This is a genomic window from Bernardetia sp. Wsw4-3y2, assembly GCF_037126295.1.
In the GTDB taxonomy this organism is placed as follows: domain Bacteria; phylum Bacteroidota; class Bacteroidia; order Cytophagales; family Bernardetiaceae; genus Bernardetia.
Genome location: NZ_CP147017.1, coordinates 4,409,825 through 4,426,756 on the forward strand (window position 1 = coordinate 4,409,825; position 16,932 = coordinate 4,426,756).

The 16,932-nt window shown below is 30.8% G+C and carries 14 protein-coding genes and 1 CRISPR repeat array; of the genes, 9 read left to right on the forward strand and 5 right to left on the reverse strand.

Annotation, left to right across the window (positions count from 1 at the left end; all coding sequences use genetic code 11):
• Positions 1–62: 62 nt before the first annotated feature.
• The 4 genes from V9L05_RS18405 to V9L05_RS18420 all read left to right on the forward strand — a co-directional run bounded on the left by V9L05_RS18405 (position 63) and on the right by V9L05_RS18420 (position 3,475).
• On the forward strand, positions 63–464 hold the full coding sequence (locus V9L05_RS18405; protein ID WP_338813340.1) for a GFA family protein: 402 nt from the start codon (positions 63–65) through the stop codon (positions 462–464).
• A gap of 374 nt (positions 465–838) precedes the next feature.
• Positions 839–1,345, forward strand: coding sequence for a hypothetical protein (locus V9L05_RS18410; RefSeq protein ID WP_338813342.1), 507 nt, complete (start codon positions 839–841; stop codon positions 1,343–1,345).
• On the forward strand, positions 1,323–2,330 hold the full coding sequence (locus tag V9L05_RS18415; protein WP_338813344.1) for a DJ-1/PfpI family protein: 1,008 nt from the start codon (positions 1,323–1,325) through the stop codon (positions 2,328–2,330). Before V9L05_RS18410 ends, V9L05_RS18415 begins: the two co-directional genes overlap by 23 nt.
• A gap of 221 nt (positions 2,331–2,551) precedes the next feature.
• Entirely contained in the window at positions 2,552–3,475 is a 924-nt protein-coding gene (locus V9L05_RS18420; RefSeq protein ID WP_338813346.1) for a DJ-1/PfpI family protein, read from the forward strand.
• A 283-nt stretch (positions 3,476–3,758) separates the two neighbouring features.
• Here V9L05_RS18420 and V9L05_RS18425 read toward each other — a convergent pair whose 3' ends face one another.
• Complete coding sequence (locus V9L05_RS18425) at positions 3,759–7,619, reverse strand: T9SS type A sorting domain-containing protein (RefSeq protein WP_338813348.1); 3,861 nt, start codon at positions 7,617–7,619, stop codon at positions 3,759–3,761.
• Between the two features lie 477 nt (positions 7,620–8,096).
• On the opposite strand from V9L05_RS18425, the gene V9L05_RS18430 reads away from it, so the two are divergent.
• The 5 genes from V9L05_RS18430 to V9L05_RS18450 all read left to right on the forward strand — a co-directional run bounded on the left by V9L05_RS18430 (position 8,097) and on the right by V9L05_RS18450 (position 12,498).
• Positions 8,097–8,384: a hypothetical protein gene (locus V9L05_RS18430; protein ID WP_338813350.1), complete on the forward strand. Its 288-nt coding sequence runs from the start codon at positions 8,097–8,099 to the stop codon at positions 8,382–8,384.
• Between the two features lie 76 nt (positions 8,385–8,460).
• Positions 8,461–9,720, forward strand: a complete 1,260-nt coding sequence (locus V9L05_RS18435) for a DNA/RNA non-specific endonuclease (RefSeq protein WP_338813351.1) — start codon at positions 8,461–8,463, stop codon at positions 9,718–9,720.
• A gap of 29 nt (positions 9,721–9,749) precedes the next feature.
• Entirely contained in the window at positions 9,750–9,974 is a 225-nt protein-coding gene (locus V9L05_RS18440; RefSeq protein WP_338813354.1) for a hypothetical protein, read from the forward strand.
• A 256-nt stretch (positions 9,975–10,230) separates the two neighbouring features.
• A complete protein-coding gene (locus V9L05_RS18445) occupies positions 10,231–11,901 on the forward strand; it encodes an IS1182 family transposase (protein WP_338812234.1) in 1,671 nt (556 codons plus the stop codon).
• A gap of 396 nt (positions 11,902–12,297) precedes the next feature.
• Entirely contained in the window at positions 12,298–12,498 is a 201-nt protein-coding gene (locus V9L05_RS18450; RefSeq protein ID WP_338791915.1) for a hypothetical protein, read from the forward strand.
• 208 nt (positions 12,499–12,706) lie between these two features.
• Here the strand turns inward: V9L05_RS18450 and V9L05_RS18455 are convergent, their stop codons facing one another.
• The 4 genes from V9L05_RS18455 to V9L05_RS18470 all read right to left on the reverse strand — a co-directional run bounded on the left by V9L05_RS18455 (position 12,707) and on the right by V9L05_RS18470 (position 16,888).
• A complete protein-coding gene (locus tag V9L05_RS18455; protein WP_338791914.1) occupies positions 12,707–13,183 on the reverse strand; it encodes a cytochrome c in 477 nt (158 codons plus the stop codon).
• A 234-nt stretch (positions 13,184–13,417) separates the two neighbouring features.
• Positions 13,418–14,107: a CRISPR direct-repeat array (repeat unit 30 nt; unit sequence GTTTCAATCCCAAATGGATTCGATTAATAG).
• A gap of 263 nt (positions 14,108–14,370) precedes the next feature.
• Positions 14,371–14,634, reverse strand: coding sequence for a CRISPR-associated endonuclease Cas2 (cas2, locus tag V9L05_RS18460; protein WP_338813357.1), 264 nt, complete (start codon positions 14,632–14,634; stop codon positions 14,371–14,373).
• A 78-nt stretch (positions 14,635–14,712) separates the two neighbouring features.
• A complete protein-coding gene (gene cas1b / locus V9L05_RS18465) occupies positions 14,713–15,726 on the reverse strand; it encodes a type I-B CRISPR-associated endonuclease Cas1b (protein WP_338813358.1) in 1,014 nt (337 codons plus the stop codon).
• A 73-nt stretch (positions 15,727–15,799) separates the two neighbouring features.
• Positions 15,800–16,888, reverse strand: a complete 1,089-nt coding sequence (locus tag V9L05_RS18470; RefSeq protein WP_338811925.1) for an IS4 family transposase — start codon at positions 16,886–16,888, stop codon at positions 15,800–15,802.
• Positions 16,889–16,932: the final 44 nt, after the last annotated feature.

The following is a 16,932-nucleotide window of genomic DNA, read 5'->3' on the forward strand; positions in this document are numbered from 1 at the left end:
TTAAAGAAAACACTAGAAATTGGTTTCAACTCAAATCATAATTTTAAAAAGGGAGTTATCAAATGGAATACTTGGGTTCTTGTTTATGCAAAGGAGTTAAATTTAAAGTTATAGGTAACTTTGAGAGTTTTTATTTATGCCATTGTAGATATTGTAGGAAAGATACAGGGTCTGCTCATGCTGCAAATTTATTTTCTACTACAGCTAAACTTGAATGGATAAAAACGGAAACTGAAATTAAAATATTTCAACCCCACAAGAGTAATCATGTGAAAGCCTTTTGTACAAATTGTGGTTCAGCTTTACCCAATTTACAAATGGACGGTAAACTTTTAGTAGTTCCAGCAGGGTGTTTAGATACAAAATTAGAAAAACGACCTACTGCACATATTTTTATCTCAAACAAAGCAAGTTGGGATGATTCGTTGGAAGAAATAAATAAATTTGGACGCTTCCCAGAATAAGAAGTAGGTTAGCTCTATTTTTTTGATACGAATAGACATACATCGAGAAACAACTTAATGAAGATTAATATACAAGTGATTTTTTTTAATTAATAACAACATTTAGAAGAGTTTGAAACTTATTGTGATGACTTAATAAAACAAGAAATTCAAGACAAGCCAAAAATTAGCAGAGGGCAAGATGTTAAAGTTGAAACGATGGTATGGAAGAACAATTCAAGAATAAAACTTAGGAAGTCTTTTGCCGAACTTCGCAAGTACATAAAAGATGCTGACTCCAGCCTGATAGAACAAATTGAAATAATTGAATGCAGTTGCATTTATATAACTTACCAGCCACCTAAAAAAAATGTATTGCCAAATAGATAGATTATATGATTAATTCTAAAATAGACTGGAAATTAGGAACAACTATAAATGATGTCACTATCGAATGGATTCCTATTTGTTCAGTTGCATTTGGTGATGATTATAAAAGGATAATTGGTCTGACTAAGGAAGAATTTTGGATTAATGGATTTGAGCCACCCAGAACCGAAGGTTTATATATTATTAAAAATCGAGAAGACTGCTATCATATAATGGCAATTATTGATAAAGAACGGATTGAGATTGAAGAACTAGTAAAAAATGGGTTAAAATTAAATGGTATGCTTGTTGAGAATTTTAATACTTTTCCTATTAAAGAAATCATTAAGTTTTCTTTGACTTCGACTAGACACTGGGGTATAAGAGCAGCTACATGGATTAGACAAGAAGAATTTGATGAAGAATTATGTGATATTACTCGAATGATTATTGAGAAAAAAGAACTTGATCAAAGGAGTAGACATGATTTATTTAAAATGATGAAAAGATTTGAAAAACAAAAAGCCAGCTAGTAACACAGTTATAATGCAGAGATGTATTTTATTCATTGTCCCTCCAAATACTCATCTACTTGATCTAAGTGGTGCTGCTCATATATTCTATGAGGCTAAGGAATATGGAGCAGATTTAGTCTTAAACTATGCAAGCATAAATCAGTCTACTGAGATTAAAAGCAGTGCTGGTTTATCTATAAATAAACTTACTCATTTTAGTAAATTCTATCTTAAAGAAACAGACTTTATTATTATACCAGGTATAGATTACTCGCTGATTTCAAATAATAATTTTATAAATCACATAACACCCTTTCTCAAATGGCTTGGTCAGCAACATGCAAGAGGAGTTCAAATTTGTTCTATTTGTACAGGGGCGTTTCTAGTAGCTGAATCAGGTATTCTTAGTGGCAGAAATTGCACAACACATTGGAAATATTTGGAAACTTTTAAAAAGCATTATCCCAAAGTTAAATTGTTTCACAATAGACTGTTTATTAGAGATAAAAATATTTATTCAAGCGCAGGGGTAAGTTCAGGTATAGATATCTCTTTGTTCATCTTAGAAGAACTATATGGAGCTAAGTTAGCAACAGATATAGCTAAAGAAGTAGTAGTATATTTTCGAAGAAGTAATACTGACCCACAACTAAGTATTTTTTTACAATATAGAAATCATTTGGATAATCGTATTCACGAAATGCAAGACTATATTATTTCAAATCTACATGCTTCTATAACTATAGATAAACTTGCCGAAATTTTTTGTATAAGCTCTAGAAACTTAACACGAGTGTTTAAATTTAGTACAGGAATAACTATTGGAAAATATATAGAAAAGCTTCGTGTAGAAAAGGCTTCCCAGTTGTTAATAGATGGGCATAAAGTAGACTATGTTACTCAGCAAGTAGGTTTAAAGAGTACAAACCAACTGAGAACACTAATAAAAAAATATAAAAATATACTTCCTTCAGCATTCATTGCTACAAAAAAAATGTCCTAATACTGCGTATAGTTGTCCTATTAAACTAGCAAGGAACTATATAGTTTTGTATAAAAATTATATCACTCCTAAACCATTTCTAAACTATGCAAAAATTAATATTTATATTTTTAGTGGTCATTGTATCAGCTGCTTATACTTTAAATAACATTTCTCAAAGGCATGATACTTATGTATGCCCACCTTGTAATAGTCAATGTGATAATCTAGAGTACTCTTCAATGGGTACATGTGAACACTGTGGAATGATGTTAATTAAGAAAAGTGAACTCTCTTATGAAAAAAAAGAGAATATGAAGATTGCTTTTTATCTTCAAGATGGAGTAGAAGTACTAGATTTTGCTGGACCTATGGAGGTTTTTGCCTATGCAGGGTTTGATGTCTTTACAGTTTCAGAAACTAAAGAACCTATTGTTTCTCAAGGTATTTTAAAAATAGTACCACAATATTCTATTCAAAATTCGCCTAAAGCTGATATTCTAGCTTTTTTTGGAGGGAACTCAGAAGCTGCATTTTCAGATGAAGTAGTTAAATGGATTAAAGCGCAACAAGATATACAATATCATTTTTCTGTTTGTACAGGAGCATTTGCATTAGCGAAAGCTGATATACTAGATGACCAGACAGCCACAACTTTTCATAATGCTCTTAATAGACTAGAGACAGACTTTCCTAAAATACAGGTTGTTAAAAGTGTTCGTTTTGTGGATAACGGAAAAGTCATATCTACAGCAGGTATTTCTGCTGGAATAGATGGAGCTTTACATGTAGTAGCAAAAATAAAAGGATTTAATACAGCTCGTAGAATTGCTTATCACATGGAATATGATAAATGGATTCCACAAGAAGGATTATTATTATCTGAAAACCCATACAAAGGTTATATAGATATAAATTATATTAATGACTATACAGGGATATATGAATACACTAACGGAAAGAGTATTCAACTCTATGTAGACTCAAAGGATTCTTCACTATATGCACGTTTAGATAGTCAGGATTATCCCTTATTTTACATAGAAAGAGATGTTTTTACTGACTTAAATGAAGATACCGTCAAATTTATGCGAGACGATAAGGGTATAATTACAGATTATAAAATAGGAGATAGTGTGTCAGAGTATTTTAAAAAGCTTAATTAAACTATTAAATACGTTTTTTTAGTCTAAAGGTGAGATGATTTAAAAAGTTATCAAGTTAACTATAAAGCATATTCCACCATAACGAACGTTTCTACACCTACATGAACCACCACTTCCATCAATGGAAACAAATCAAAAAGGAATTGAATGAGTTTGTTTTTTGAGGTTTGTATAACCCAATCTATTAAGAAGAAATATTCAATTAAGAACCTCTAAAAAAGAAAAATCAGGCAATCTATAAGACTGCCTGATTTTTCTTTTTTCAGGATTAGACAACTCTTTTTTATTGAATAACAAGTTGTTTTGTATATACTTTTCCTTGAGAAACAATCTGGACTACATAAACACCTGCACTTATTTTTGGAAGTGTAATAGTAGTAGTTTTTTCGTTTCTAGAAATTTCTTTACTGTAAATAGTTCTACCTAGTGCATCTACTACAACAAGATTTGTCTTTTGATTGGTTGTGGTAGCAAATTCTACTTTGAATGAACCAGTATTTGGGTTTGGATAAACCGTAAAGATTTTTGTAGATTCTTCTTCAATTCCAGTTGCTATATCGAAAGTAAATGCTTTTTCTTCTGTTTCAAACTCACAGCCTGAAAGATAAGTTAATTTCGCTTTGTAATTTCCACTTTCCGTTGGTTGAATGGTTCTTTGATTTGCAAAACTAGCTACTTCATTTCCATCCTTAAACCAAACAACTGCAACAATAGAATCAGAAGGTGAAACGGTAATCGTTTTATCAAAAGAATTTTCTTTGTTTATTGTAATTATTGCGTTTGGAGCTTGTGTTTCTACAATTTCTACTTCATTTGATTCTATTTTACACCCTTTTGTTGTAGTAACCTCTACCTTGTATTTTCCAACTTCAGAAGTTACAAAAGTAGCTGATTCATTTGAAATAGCTGTCCCATTTCTAAACCAGTTGTATAAAAATTCTGTATTTACTGTTGCAGAAAGTAATACTTCTTCACTTGGACAAATAGATGTTCTGTTAGCAGAAAGTGAAACAGCAAAAGGACTTTTAATAGTTACAGGCTGAATAAACTGATTACCTGCTTGGTCTCTAATTCTAAGGTTAAACTGCATTTGAGAAGAAATACTACAATCTATTACTTTATTTTTTAATCCTGTATCATCAAAAACTACTTGTATAGCTGCCGAATCTGTACAATTATCACTTAAAGAGACAATAAAATCGTTTACTTTGATTGTTACTTGGTTGGATGATTCGAATGATAGTAGAAGAGCCTTTACACTAACCCTTGGTACTATTGTATCTCTTACATTTACGAATCCAGTTGCAATTGCACTACTATTTGTATTCGATTTTACTTCAAAATCTATACTTTGTAAAGTGCCGATATCTACACAAGAAAAAATCTTTGAACTCTCGCCATTCATATATAGATGAGAAACGATACTACCTTGACAGCCTACTACACTTCCACCATCTAATTGCTGGGCATATACTATAGCCTTTCCAGATTCGTCCAAGTACACATCCAATGTTTTCCCTTTTGCTCTAATACCCTTCAAAGTAGTTATCATAACTTTACTGAAAGAACCACTACTACAATTTGTGATTGAATCTTTAACAAATAAGTAAGTAGTATCGGCAGCAAGTCTAGGTGTAATATAAGAATTGCCTTGTGCTACATGATTAGCAGTAGTATCATTGTACCAATATAGTGTACCTATTCCACTAGATTGAAGAGTAATTGTAGAGTTAGGACATGCATCAATTAGATTACTAGTACCCTTGACAATAGGAACAATAGGTGTATTTCGCTTTATACTTGCTATTCGGTTGCGTCCCACATCTTTAAAATCCGTAAAAGCACCTACTACAATCATTTCATCTCCTTCATCAATCAGAGCTACATCATTTATAACAGAACTAGCAAGATTTTCTATACCAAACTCTTCATCCAAACTACCATCTTGATTTAATCTCAACATAAACCCAGTAGCTAACATTATATTAGCATAAAACTCTCCAACAATAACTATCTTTCCGTTTGGCTGAACAGTTATATTTTTTACTGTGACTGAAGGTTTAAATGTAGTTGTAGGCGTAGCATTAGGTAGAATTTGGTTAAGATTTTTTATCTCAAAAGATTCATCTACTGTTCCATCTGTATTTAACCTTTCTACTAACGATGGATAAGGTTCTGTAGCTCTAGACTTGTAAGATACTACTATTTTACCATCTTGCTGAATAGAATAATCAGTAATAATATCATAGTCAGGAGAGATAAATGTATTATCCCTTCTACCAGTGGTATCAATGCGTACGATTGCTCTATATCTTTTTTCTGAAACACAATAAACTCTGTCTTGACTGTCTATTTCTAAAAGGTCGTGTTTTAAACTTAAATAGGAAGAAGTACGATACATAGAATCTAATGAGCCATTTTGATTAAGTCTTATCAAACGACCATTTTCTGAAAGTACAATTAGCTTTCCATCACTCTGAATATCAAAATCAGCAATATCATCTCCAGAAATAATAATACTTTTTGAGACATTAAAACTACTATCTATACTTCCATCTTGATTTAATCTTAGTAGTGTGCTTTCGATTACTCCATTCTGTTCAAAGTCAAATCTACCTGATAATACTATTTTATTATCTTTTTGCACATGCATATCTGCCATATAAACATCAGTGTATTTGTTAATGTAAGGAATTTCATATTCGTTACGTACAAAAATATCATTGTCTTTAAAAAAGAAGGAATCATCTAGTTCACCGTTGGGTAACAGACGAGCTATTCCCCCTACGTATTTTCCATTGTATCTAGTAAATTTTCCTGCAATCAAGATTTTTCCATCTTCATATCTGTGTACAAACTGAATTTGATGGTCTGCTGCTGTACCTAAGTTAAAAGTGTTATCTATATCACCATCCTTTTTAAAACCCATTATAAGACGAACATCTCCTGAAATACCTGCTTGAGGTGTATCTTCATTCGTAAATGTCACAATAAATGTATTATCTGGCTTAGTAGTAATAAGATAGGGTGCATCTGCATATGACTCTTCATAGCCAGTTACTCTATAACGGACATAATTTCCTGTATTAATTTTATCTTTTTTGAAGGAAAAAGTAGTATCAAGTGAACCATCTGAATTTAGACGTCTTACACCTGTTATCCTGTCTCCTACTAATATTTTATCTCCTTGAAGTGCTATATAATCAACTGGTTCGGCAAATCGAAAGGTTGAATCAAGAGTTCCATCTTGATTTAGTTTATATAACTCCGATGCGTAACGTCCACCTCGACTAGCAGCAACAAGTAATTTCCCACTATTATCTACCTCTATATACTCGATAGAACCATAGAAAGAAGGGCTAAATTCTTCTAGTGTTAAGTCATTGCGAAGAACAAATAATTCAGAAGTACCATTTATATATAAAGATATAACTAACTCTCCATTAGCTAGTTTTTTTACTTTCTTAGCTTCCAAGTCAAGAGCAGAATAGGCTGGAACATCGAAATTAGAATCCAATGTACCATCGGCATTCAGTCTAGCAAATGCTTGTCTTGAACGACCATTATAATCATAGTGAAATTTTCCTGCAACTACTATTTTTCCACCAGAAATTAGCTCTATATCAAGTATACGACCTCTAGATACGTGAGAGTCAAATGTATTATCAATATTTCCGTTTATATCTAATCTAATTATGGGCTTAACTGCTACTCCATTATAAGTAGTAAAATCTCCTGCTACTAGTATTTTACCACTAGGTTGAACTGCAATATCCCTTACAAATCCTCCTTCAAAGCCAGAACCAACTTGAAATGATTCGTCTAGTTTGCCATCTCTAGTTAGTCTAGCTAACCCTTTTCTATCTATCATAGCATACGAAAAGAAACTTCCTCCTATCATTATTTTTCCATTAGGTAAAATTTTGGTAGCATAAATGTGCTCGGGTATGATTGGATAACTATTGTTTGTAATGTGATGTATAATGTCATTTCCATTTCCATAACCAGTATCATTAGGGTTAAAATCTTCGTTGGTAGTGTAACCGTCACACTGACTAAAAACAGAAGTAGTATAAAAACTACTCAACAAAAAAACAGCACATACAAAAAGTAGGCTGCGTAAATTAGAATATGATTTTGTCATCAAAGAAATTCAATTACGAATTATGAAATTAAAAATTACTATTCTTGGGATTGAGAATGTAATTTATAATCTTGAATAATTCTGTGTAGAAATAATAAATAGTAATAGAGGGGATTTGTAGGTGCAAAGTTACGTTTTTATTTATAGAAACACATGCTTTTTTATAGAAAAAAGAATCATTATCTAGTATGAATAGAATAAGACTCTTCTAAATTTCTTAACACCCCTTAACAAACTCTAAAAAATATAATAATTCTAAGTTTCTGAAAAACAATAGCTTATAAAGTAATTGATTTTTTTAATATAAAATCTGTAATTACGAAGTGTTTTTTGTCATTAAGTATATAAGGAAAGTATAATTTATCAAGACTACTTAAATAATTTAAATGGTCTTTTCTTATTTTATTTTTATCTACCAAATCACTAACTCTTCGAACTTAGAATACTTTTTATTTTTATGCAAGCATTTTTACGACATTGGAAAACTTAGATAATAAAAAAACACCTCCAATACAACAAAATATTGTGTTTTTGCAAGCTGACAGCATTTTTGATAATTTTAAAAATAAAAATTACGTTATGGGAGACCATCATAACATTATTAATCAATCAAAAAAATTAAGTGATATTTATCAGAGCAATCATTCTGTAGAATTGGAAGTAATAAAAAAAGAGAATGAATTTCTTAGGGATGAAGTAAAATTTTTAAAGTACCAATTGGAGGTTACTCAAAATCTACTAGACAAGTCTCTAAATAAAAAGTAAATTTTCAGAGTTCTAAATCATAAACTAATAAGGTTTTTGTATATTTCTATTCCTACCACAAAACCCCTTATTCAAAATGAGAAAATTGTTTATCCTTTCGATTATACTTTTTTGCTTTACTAGTTCAAAAGCTCAAACATTAAGCGAACAAATTCAGACCTTTAAGCAAGAGCAAGAGAGTTTAGAGCAAAAATTAATCATCACAACAAATGAGTTGGACAGCTTAAAACTTCTAAAAATAATTGAAGATTTGAATATAGTTGGATTGCCAAAATCAGATTTTAAAGATCAAATAATTACTCATTCAGCAATGATTCTTGGCTATGCTGAGGAATTTGAACAGGCGAGATGGGTTACTCACATCATCACTCCAGATATTGTTCAAACGAGTTTTGGTAGAAGCAATGATTTTAGAGAAGATGATAAGGTTAGTACAGGCTCTTCCAAACAAGAAGATTACTTTTTAGTAGATACTTTAGAGAATGGAAAATTGGAGTATGATGGCTTTGGATATGACAGAGGTCATTTAGCTCCATCTGCTGACTTTAGATGGTCAGAAAAAGCACTTTCGGAATCCTTTTTATATTCTAATATGAGTCCTCAAAAAGCTGAATTCAATAGAGATATTTGGGCACACTTGGAAGATGCTTTGAGAGGGTATGTTATCAAAAATAATACTCCACTCTATGTAGTTACATTGCCTATTCTTAGTCAAGATTTACCAAAAATAGAAAGAGGTGTTAATAAGGTAGCTATTCCGAAACAGTATGTAAAAATAGCCATTGATTTAAAAAATAATCGTGGAATTGCTTTTTTACTTCCCAACGCATCTTCTACTTCTCTACTGACTAGTTTCACAACCTCCATTGATGAGATAGAAAAACTAACACAGATAGATTTTTTTCCAAGTCTTGAGGATGAATTAGAAAATAAACTAGAATTAATGACGGATGGTAAAGAATGGATACCGAGCGATGAACAACAAGATGTAGAACCAATAGCTGTTATGTCATTGCCTAAAGGATATTTTAATACCAATCAAGCCAAGTATAAAGTCGGTAACAATAAAAACGTAACAATTTGTGGAACGGTTGTCAGTACCAAGCTATCAGGTAAAGGAAATATTTTTATCAACTTAGACAGAGCCTTCCCTAATCAAGTTTTTACAGTTTCAATTTTTGCAAACAATGTTAAAAACTTTCCATACAAACCTGAAGAATATTTGAAAGGAAAAACGATTTGTGTTACTGGAAAAGTTTCAGAATTTAATGGCACTCCAAGTATGAGTATTGAGAATGGGAAAAGTATTTTTTTGTATGAGAAAGAAGAAGAGTAAATTTGTAGTTCATCTTTATTCAAAAAAACATGTCTTCAATTTCTACAGAAAAATTATTTGCAAATACCATCGCTTCGAATGCTTCTATCCAGGCGCACCTTGAAATCATTTTAAAAAATCAAGCTGAGATTCTATCTAAACAAACAGGTGAAAATGAGCAAGTCTTATTAAGTGCTTTTCAGTTTGATGTGAGTAATAGAACGCAGCAGATTAAGGATGAGATGTTGGCTAAACTCATAAATGAAGAAAAGTGAGGTGGTTAGTTATGGAAGGAGTTAAAAGTTGACAAATAGATACATCTTTATGCAATTTTCGACAACTAAAACGACAATCACAAAAAAAAAATACTTATAACTTGTTGATAAATAGTGTTTTAAAAATTAGTATAGTATTTCCACCAGCTCCACAAGACTAAAGAGGCTGTCCGAAAAGTACGGATAGCCTTTTTTTTATGGTTAATTTTTTTTATTTTCGAGGTATATATACTTTTATACTAACGTTATATAGCCTATGGCAAAAGTAGTTTTCAAAAACCAAAGTGGTAAGCAGCCCGAACTTTTTCCTGTCAATATATTTGACAAAATTCCAGCTCACCATCCTGTTCGTTTAGTTGAAAAGGTGGTTGATTCATTGGATATTAGCGATTTGATTTCTCAATACAAAGGTGGAGGTTGTTCAGCTTATCATCCAAGAATGCTCGTTAAAGTGCTATTCTATTCTTATTTATCCAATATTTATTCTTGTCGTAAAATAGCTAAAGCTCTTGGGGAGAATATTCATTTTATGTATTTATCAGGCAATTCTACACCAGATTTTAGAACAATTAATGACTTTAGAGGTAAAATTTTGAAGGCACACATTCATCGTTTATTTGGAGAAGTTGTTAAAATGTTGGTTGAAATGGGTTATGTAAGTCTTGATGTTCAATATATTGATGGAACAAAAATAGAGGCTTGTTCTAATCGTTATACTTTTGTTTGGCGTGGTAGTATTGAAAAAAATAAAGAAAAGTTAGAAACTAAAGTAAATAAAATTTTATCTGATATTGAAAGTAGTATTCAATCAGATAATCAAGAAGAAAATAAAGAAGAAGTATCTACTCCATTAGATTCAGAATTATTAAAAGAAAAACTCGCTCAAATCAATAAAAAACTAAAAGAACCGAGTAAACAACAGGCAAGAGAACTAAAAAAAATGCAAGATGAATATCTTCCTAGATTAAGTAAATATGAAGAGTCTCTGAAAATTTTAGGTTGTAGAAACTCGTATAGTAAAACAGATACGGATGCTACTTTTATGCGGATGAAAGAAGATCACATGAAAAATGGACAACTCAAACCTACTTATAATGCTCAAGTGTCCACAGAAAATCAATTTATTACCCACGTTTCTATTCATCAAACGGCAGGAGATACCACCACTTTATCCTCTCATTTAGAAGGATTTGAAAATCAGTACAATAAACAAAGTAAAGAAGTAGTAGCTGATGCAGGTTATGGAAGTGAAGAAAATTATGAATTACTTGAAAAAAAAGAAATTACTGCCTACGTTAAGTACAATTATTTCCATAAAGAGCAAAAAAGGAAAATGAAAAATAATCCTTTTTTAGTTCAGAATTTATTTTACAACAAAGAATTAGATTTTTATGTCTGTCCGATGGGGCAAAGAATGAAGAAAATAAGAGATGGAAAACGTACTTCAAGTAATGGATACGAATCGCAAGTATCTTATTATCAAGCAAAAAGGTGTCAAGATTGTCCTCTTCGCAATTTATGTCATAAAGCTGAAGGCAATAGAATAATACAAGTGAATCATCGTTTAAACCAACTAAAAGAGAAAGCTAGAAATTTACTAACTAGTGAGAAAGGATTAGAGCAGCGCAGTAAACGCCCTATAGAAGTAGAAGCTGTTTTTGGGCATCTCAAATATAATAATAAGTTTAATCGATTTACTTTTAAGGGATTAGTAAAAGTAGAAATGGAGTTTCTATTGATGGCTCTTGGACATAATTTTAGAAAAATGGTGGCAAAAACTGCCGATAAGCTAAAAAATACTTTCAATTCTAAAAAATCATCTTTTTGCACCTTTTTTTATACTCAAAAAAATCACCAAAAGACAAAATTTGTTTGCATCATCAAAAAAATCAACCAAAAAGAAGAATTACAAAAAATAGCTGCATAAAAAGAGGCTGACCTTTTCGGACAGCCTCTTTTTTTGGCTTTAAATGAGGTTTTTGGTATAATGTGACTTACTAAAAAGGAAATGAGTACATTTTTTTATAGTTTATTGAGGTTATTGAATGGATGATAAATTTGAAATTCAATTGTTATTCTTACACACTTGAAATATAAAACTTTGGTTAAAAAGGTTAGCTACTATCTTAGTACCTAATCTTTTGAAAAAAAACTTCTATTTAATATAGCTTCCACTAAGTGTTTTTACTGTTTTTTTAAAAAGAGCATTTTTACGGATGTTATTGAGTGAACAAGTCCTTAACTTTGAATTATCAACCTTTTGATAGGCGTATTCTGAAAAGCCTTAATAGAGTAGGAATTAATTTTCTAAATATACTGAACTATGATATTAAAACCAGGAGAATCTTACGAAGTTTCTACAGCTACCATTACTGTAACTAATTTATCTAACACAAAAAATGGATCGTTTAGTGTTACAGGTGCTTCTTATATATTAGAACCTGATGAAACTAAAAGAATTGACCTAATGGAAGAACCTGACAGAGTCATTAATAGTGGCTCTACAAATCTTAATGTTGATTAAACGGGATATTCTACTATTTACGTAAAGAGCATCAATATTTACTCACATAAAGTATTTGATTTTAGAGTACTGGACATGAATCTGTCAGTACACTTTTAAAGTGTCAGACAATTCGTATATTTAACTGTCTTGACACCTTTGAGGAGTCCGACCGAGCAGATGGAAAAAAATATCCAATGTCCAATACTCTAATTTGATTTAAGTATATCTATAATTTGATATATACTTTTTCTCCAGACTGATATTTTATATAGAACAAAATTGCTTTAACTTGCTCATCATCCAAAAAATCATAATTTGGCATTACTTGTCCATACTCTTTGTATACGTGTGGAGTGTGTGAATTTTTCTTAATCATGTCTTTAGAATTTTTAATGAACTGTATTAATTGTTTCTTACTTTCCCAACGATTTTCTACTCCAACAAGTGCAGACCCTATAACCTTTTCATTGACAGAGTGACATCGAAGACAGTTTTCTTCAAAAAGTTCTTGACCTATTTTTACTAATTTTTCTTGTTTAAGATTTAAAGAATCTAGTTTCCCGTATATTCCTTCCTCCATGTTAGTAAAGTACTCCATCTTGAATATACTTTCTTCAATAGTATCTATCAAAGAAGAGATAAAAACTACTCCTGTTGTAATTACAAGAATATAAATTGTTATGTTTTTACTAAATGTGTTCATTTTTATCAAAAATAAGTGTTAGGATGTGCATTTATTTGATTTAACATAGAAATTTGTGTTATAAATTACAAATTTATAACTTAACTATAGTATAAATAAAATTATTGCAATTGATTAAAAAATATTGTTTTTTAAATATTTAGGTAAGTTTCTTTGTAAGAATAATTTTTGTAAATCGTATTTTTGGTACGATTAATTTCTTTCAGTTTTAGTTACTCTGTAATCCTTTAGTAAGTTTCAATCCCAAATGGATTCGATTAATAGAATTGAAATGTTTGGAAGAGCAAAAGAATTTAAGGGTTTCAATCCCAAATGGATTCGATTAATAGCAAATTAAAAAACAAATCTTAGACTATAAAGAAGTAGTTTCAATCCCAAATGGATTCGATTAATAGTTAAATAATAAATCATAATGGAAAATGTAAATATGTTTCAATCCCAAATGGATTCGATTAATAGAAAGGAAAGACAACATACAAATATATTAAGCAAGAGTTTCAATCCCAAATGGATTCGATTAATAGCATCGACGGTTTCATTCGTTTGCGTTTCTAAGGAATTGTTTCAATCCCAAATGGATTCGATTAATAGTACAATTAGAGTTTATGGAGAGTTGCAAATGAGCTGGTTTCAATCCCAAATGGATTCGATTAATAGTATACTCTTGCCTTGGGGGTAACAGGTATAAATGGAAGTTTCAATCCCAAATGGATTCGATTAATAGATCTTTGACTTGAATTTGTGATTGATTGATGTATCAGTTTCAATCCCAAATGGATTCGATTAATAGGTAGATGATTTTGTAACCAATATAAAAGACCAATTTGTGTTTCAATCCCAAATGGATTCGATTAATAGTGGCACAATGCACCCAGAAAGCGTAGCAGTCTTTAAGTTTCAATCCCAAATGGATTCGATTAATAGTCGTTGCAAAGTCAGAAAAAAAATTGGTTTCTGCAAAGAAAAGCCCTATTTTTTTTCTGAAATTCGACAATTTTGTCGTCTTACCCCAATAATAAGAAAAACCCGAGGGTACGACGACACACATAAAACCCTGATTAACAGAGGTTTGTAAAAATGTTTTAGTTTTTCAATACGTCAAAGAACATTTTTTTAGACCTAGACGACACAATGCCTCTCTATTGCCTAAAATAACACATTTTAAAAATTATTCAAAATCGATAATTTTATATAAAATCATCCAACGGATTACGCTCTACTCCAATCACTTCCCTGTCCATCGCAATTTTCCTACGATGCTTGAAAATGATAACACTATCATACTCCTCATCCATAATCATTTTCATTTTTGCAGAAAGTTCTCTTAATTTAGGTGGACTTATTTCCCCCTCAAAAACAGAGTTCTGAATCCAATTCAAATACTGTCGACAAAGTTTGAGCATTTTCCCCACCCTCTTCGAATCCATGTCATACATCAAAATTATATACATAAATATAAAAATTAAATTAAAAATAGTCTTTTTTATACTAAAACAAAAGAGAAACTCATTTTTGCACTGATAACTGATTTACCAACGAGCCTTAAAAGGACGATAATCCGACTGCATTCCCATCATATAATTAGTTAGTTTATGACATTCTAAAACTAACAAATGACGCTTACTTACATGACGATTCAAACCACGATGCTTAAAAGTAGTCTTCATAAATTTTTGAAATTCTTTTACAAAAACATCTCTTCCTTTTTCATTTAAATGACACACATTATCCTGTTTTTTGAAATGTTTAGACTGAATTTGCTTCGTATTGACCAAACTAAAAATCAATCTGTCCACAATAAAAGGCTTAAATACTTCTGCCAAATCCAAAGCCAAAGAATAACGCCTCGCCCCCGGAGAATGTAAAAAACTAATTGTACTGTCTAAAGTAGTCTGAAAAATAGCATTCATACACGCTGTATAAAGCATCGTATTACCAAAAGAAATAAGTGCATTTACTTCATTGTGAGGAGGTCTTTTACTTCTTTTTTCAAATTTAAAAGTCGATAAAATGCTATCAAAAGCAGAATAATAGATAATTCTAGCATTTCCTTCTAATCCCATCAACATAGATATATCGGTGGCTTTCGGAACTTTTTCTAAATACAATTCTAGTTTTTCTATAATGCTTTTATCAAAATCTTCTTTTCTTGTTTGATAATATTTCAAGACAATACGCATATTTTGAATAGCTCCAATAACAAACTGTTGAGCCAAATAAAGTCGTTTTTTTTCATCAATAAATGTTTTGGCTTGTACGATTCGTGCTTTTCCTGATAATAGCTGCTCTTTAGGCACAAACGAACCTGCATAATTTTGGTAGTAATCAAAGAAATGAACCCCAACGCCATGTTTATTCAAAAACATATATAAATTATTGTTAGCTTCCATATTATTACTAAAAATATACAGATTACTCAAGCTATGAATGGGAAAATCTTTTTTTCCTGTTTCGTTTCCTTCTTCGTCTATCCGAATAAAACGAAGAGAATTATCAATGCGTAAGAGTCTGCCCGAAGACATAATATATTTTTCTTCTCTCATGATATAAGTAGTTTAGTTGTGAAAAAAATTAGAATAAAGATTATTACGGCTAGTTGTGTATAACAGTCTTCTCTCACTCCATTGACAAAACTTTAATTTTCTGATTGAATTTAGTTTCTTTACTCATTGGATTATTGAGTATTTTTTTGATTTCTAGTAATCCATATCGGAAAAAAGAGTATTCATTATATCCATTTGAACAGACTCTTATTTTCGTTTTTTTATGTTTCCACTCCCCTACTTTGTAACACCAAACAAATGCAATAGAACAAAGAGCAAGTAATTTAGCTATTTTCTCTGGTTCTGTCAATTTTGTATTTTCTAGCTTAAAACCTTGTGTTTTTAGTGCTTTAAACAGCGTTTCTATTTCCCAACGTTGTTTATAAATTTCAAAAGCGTTTTCTAAAAAAACAGGTGAAGCTAGATAAATATATCCTTTTTGTGTTCTACTTACAGATAAATATACTTCTACACCATTGACTATAAAAACACCCTCTAAATGATACGTTTCTGAAATAGCCAGTCCTCTACACCAGGCTGCAATTGACTTTGTTTTACCTTTTCTAGTCGCTTTAAAATTAGACTTTAGTCGCATTACAAAATCAAAGTTTTTTCCTGATAAATAAGTAAACCATTTTTGACCTACAAACTCTCTATCTGCTACAATAGAAGAAATAGATAGGTTAGGAAAAATAGATAAAAAACGTTCTATTAATTCGATGCGTTCTTCAGTAGAAGAGTTTCCTTTTTTTGGAAAAACAGACCAAATAAGAGGCACTGAAACATTTTTATAAGCTGCTGAAAGTAACAAAATATTTATATTTTTTTTACCCACTTTCCAATTGGAACGGTCAAGACATAAAACAATATCCTTCCACTTATCAATACCTTGTAAAGAAACAATTAAAAGAGTAATTGCCTTAAAATCAAGGTTATAGTGATTTAAAAAGCGTTCAATACGACGTAAAGAGGAGCTGCACTCTACATTCCGTTCAAAAGCTGTAGCAATTTGAATCAACCCTCCTAATCCTACTTTTATAACAGCTATTACAAAAAGACCTATAAATTGAACTCGTGCAAAATGAAACTCTGTTAAATGAGAAGATAAAACAGTAACTAATTTTGTAACTTTACCACTAGAAGCATACTTTGCTTTTGCCATAATTGAGAAAAATTTGTGAGAAAAATTTTGTAAGAAACTCAATT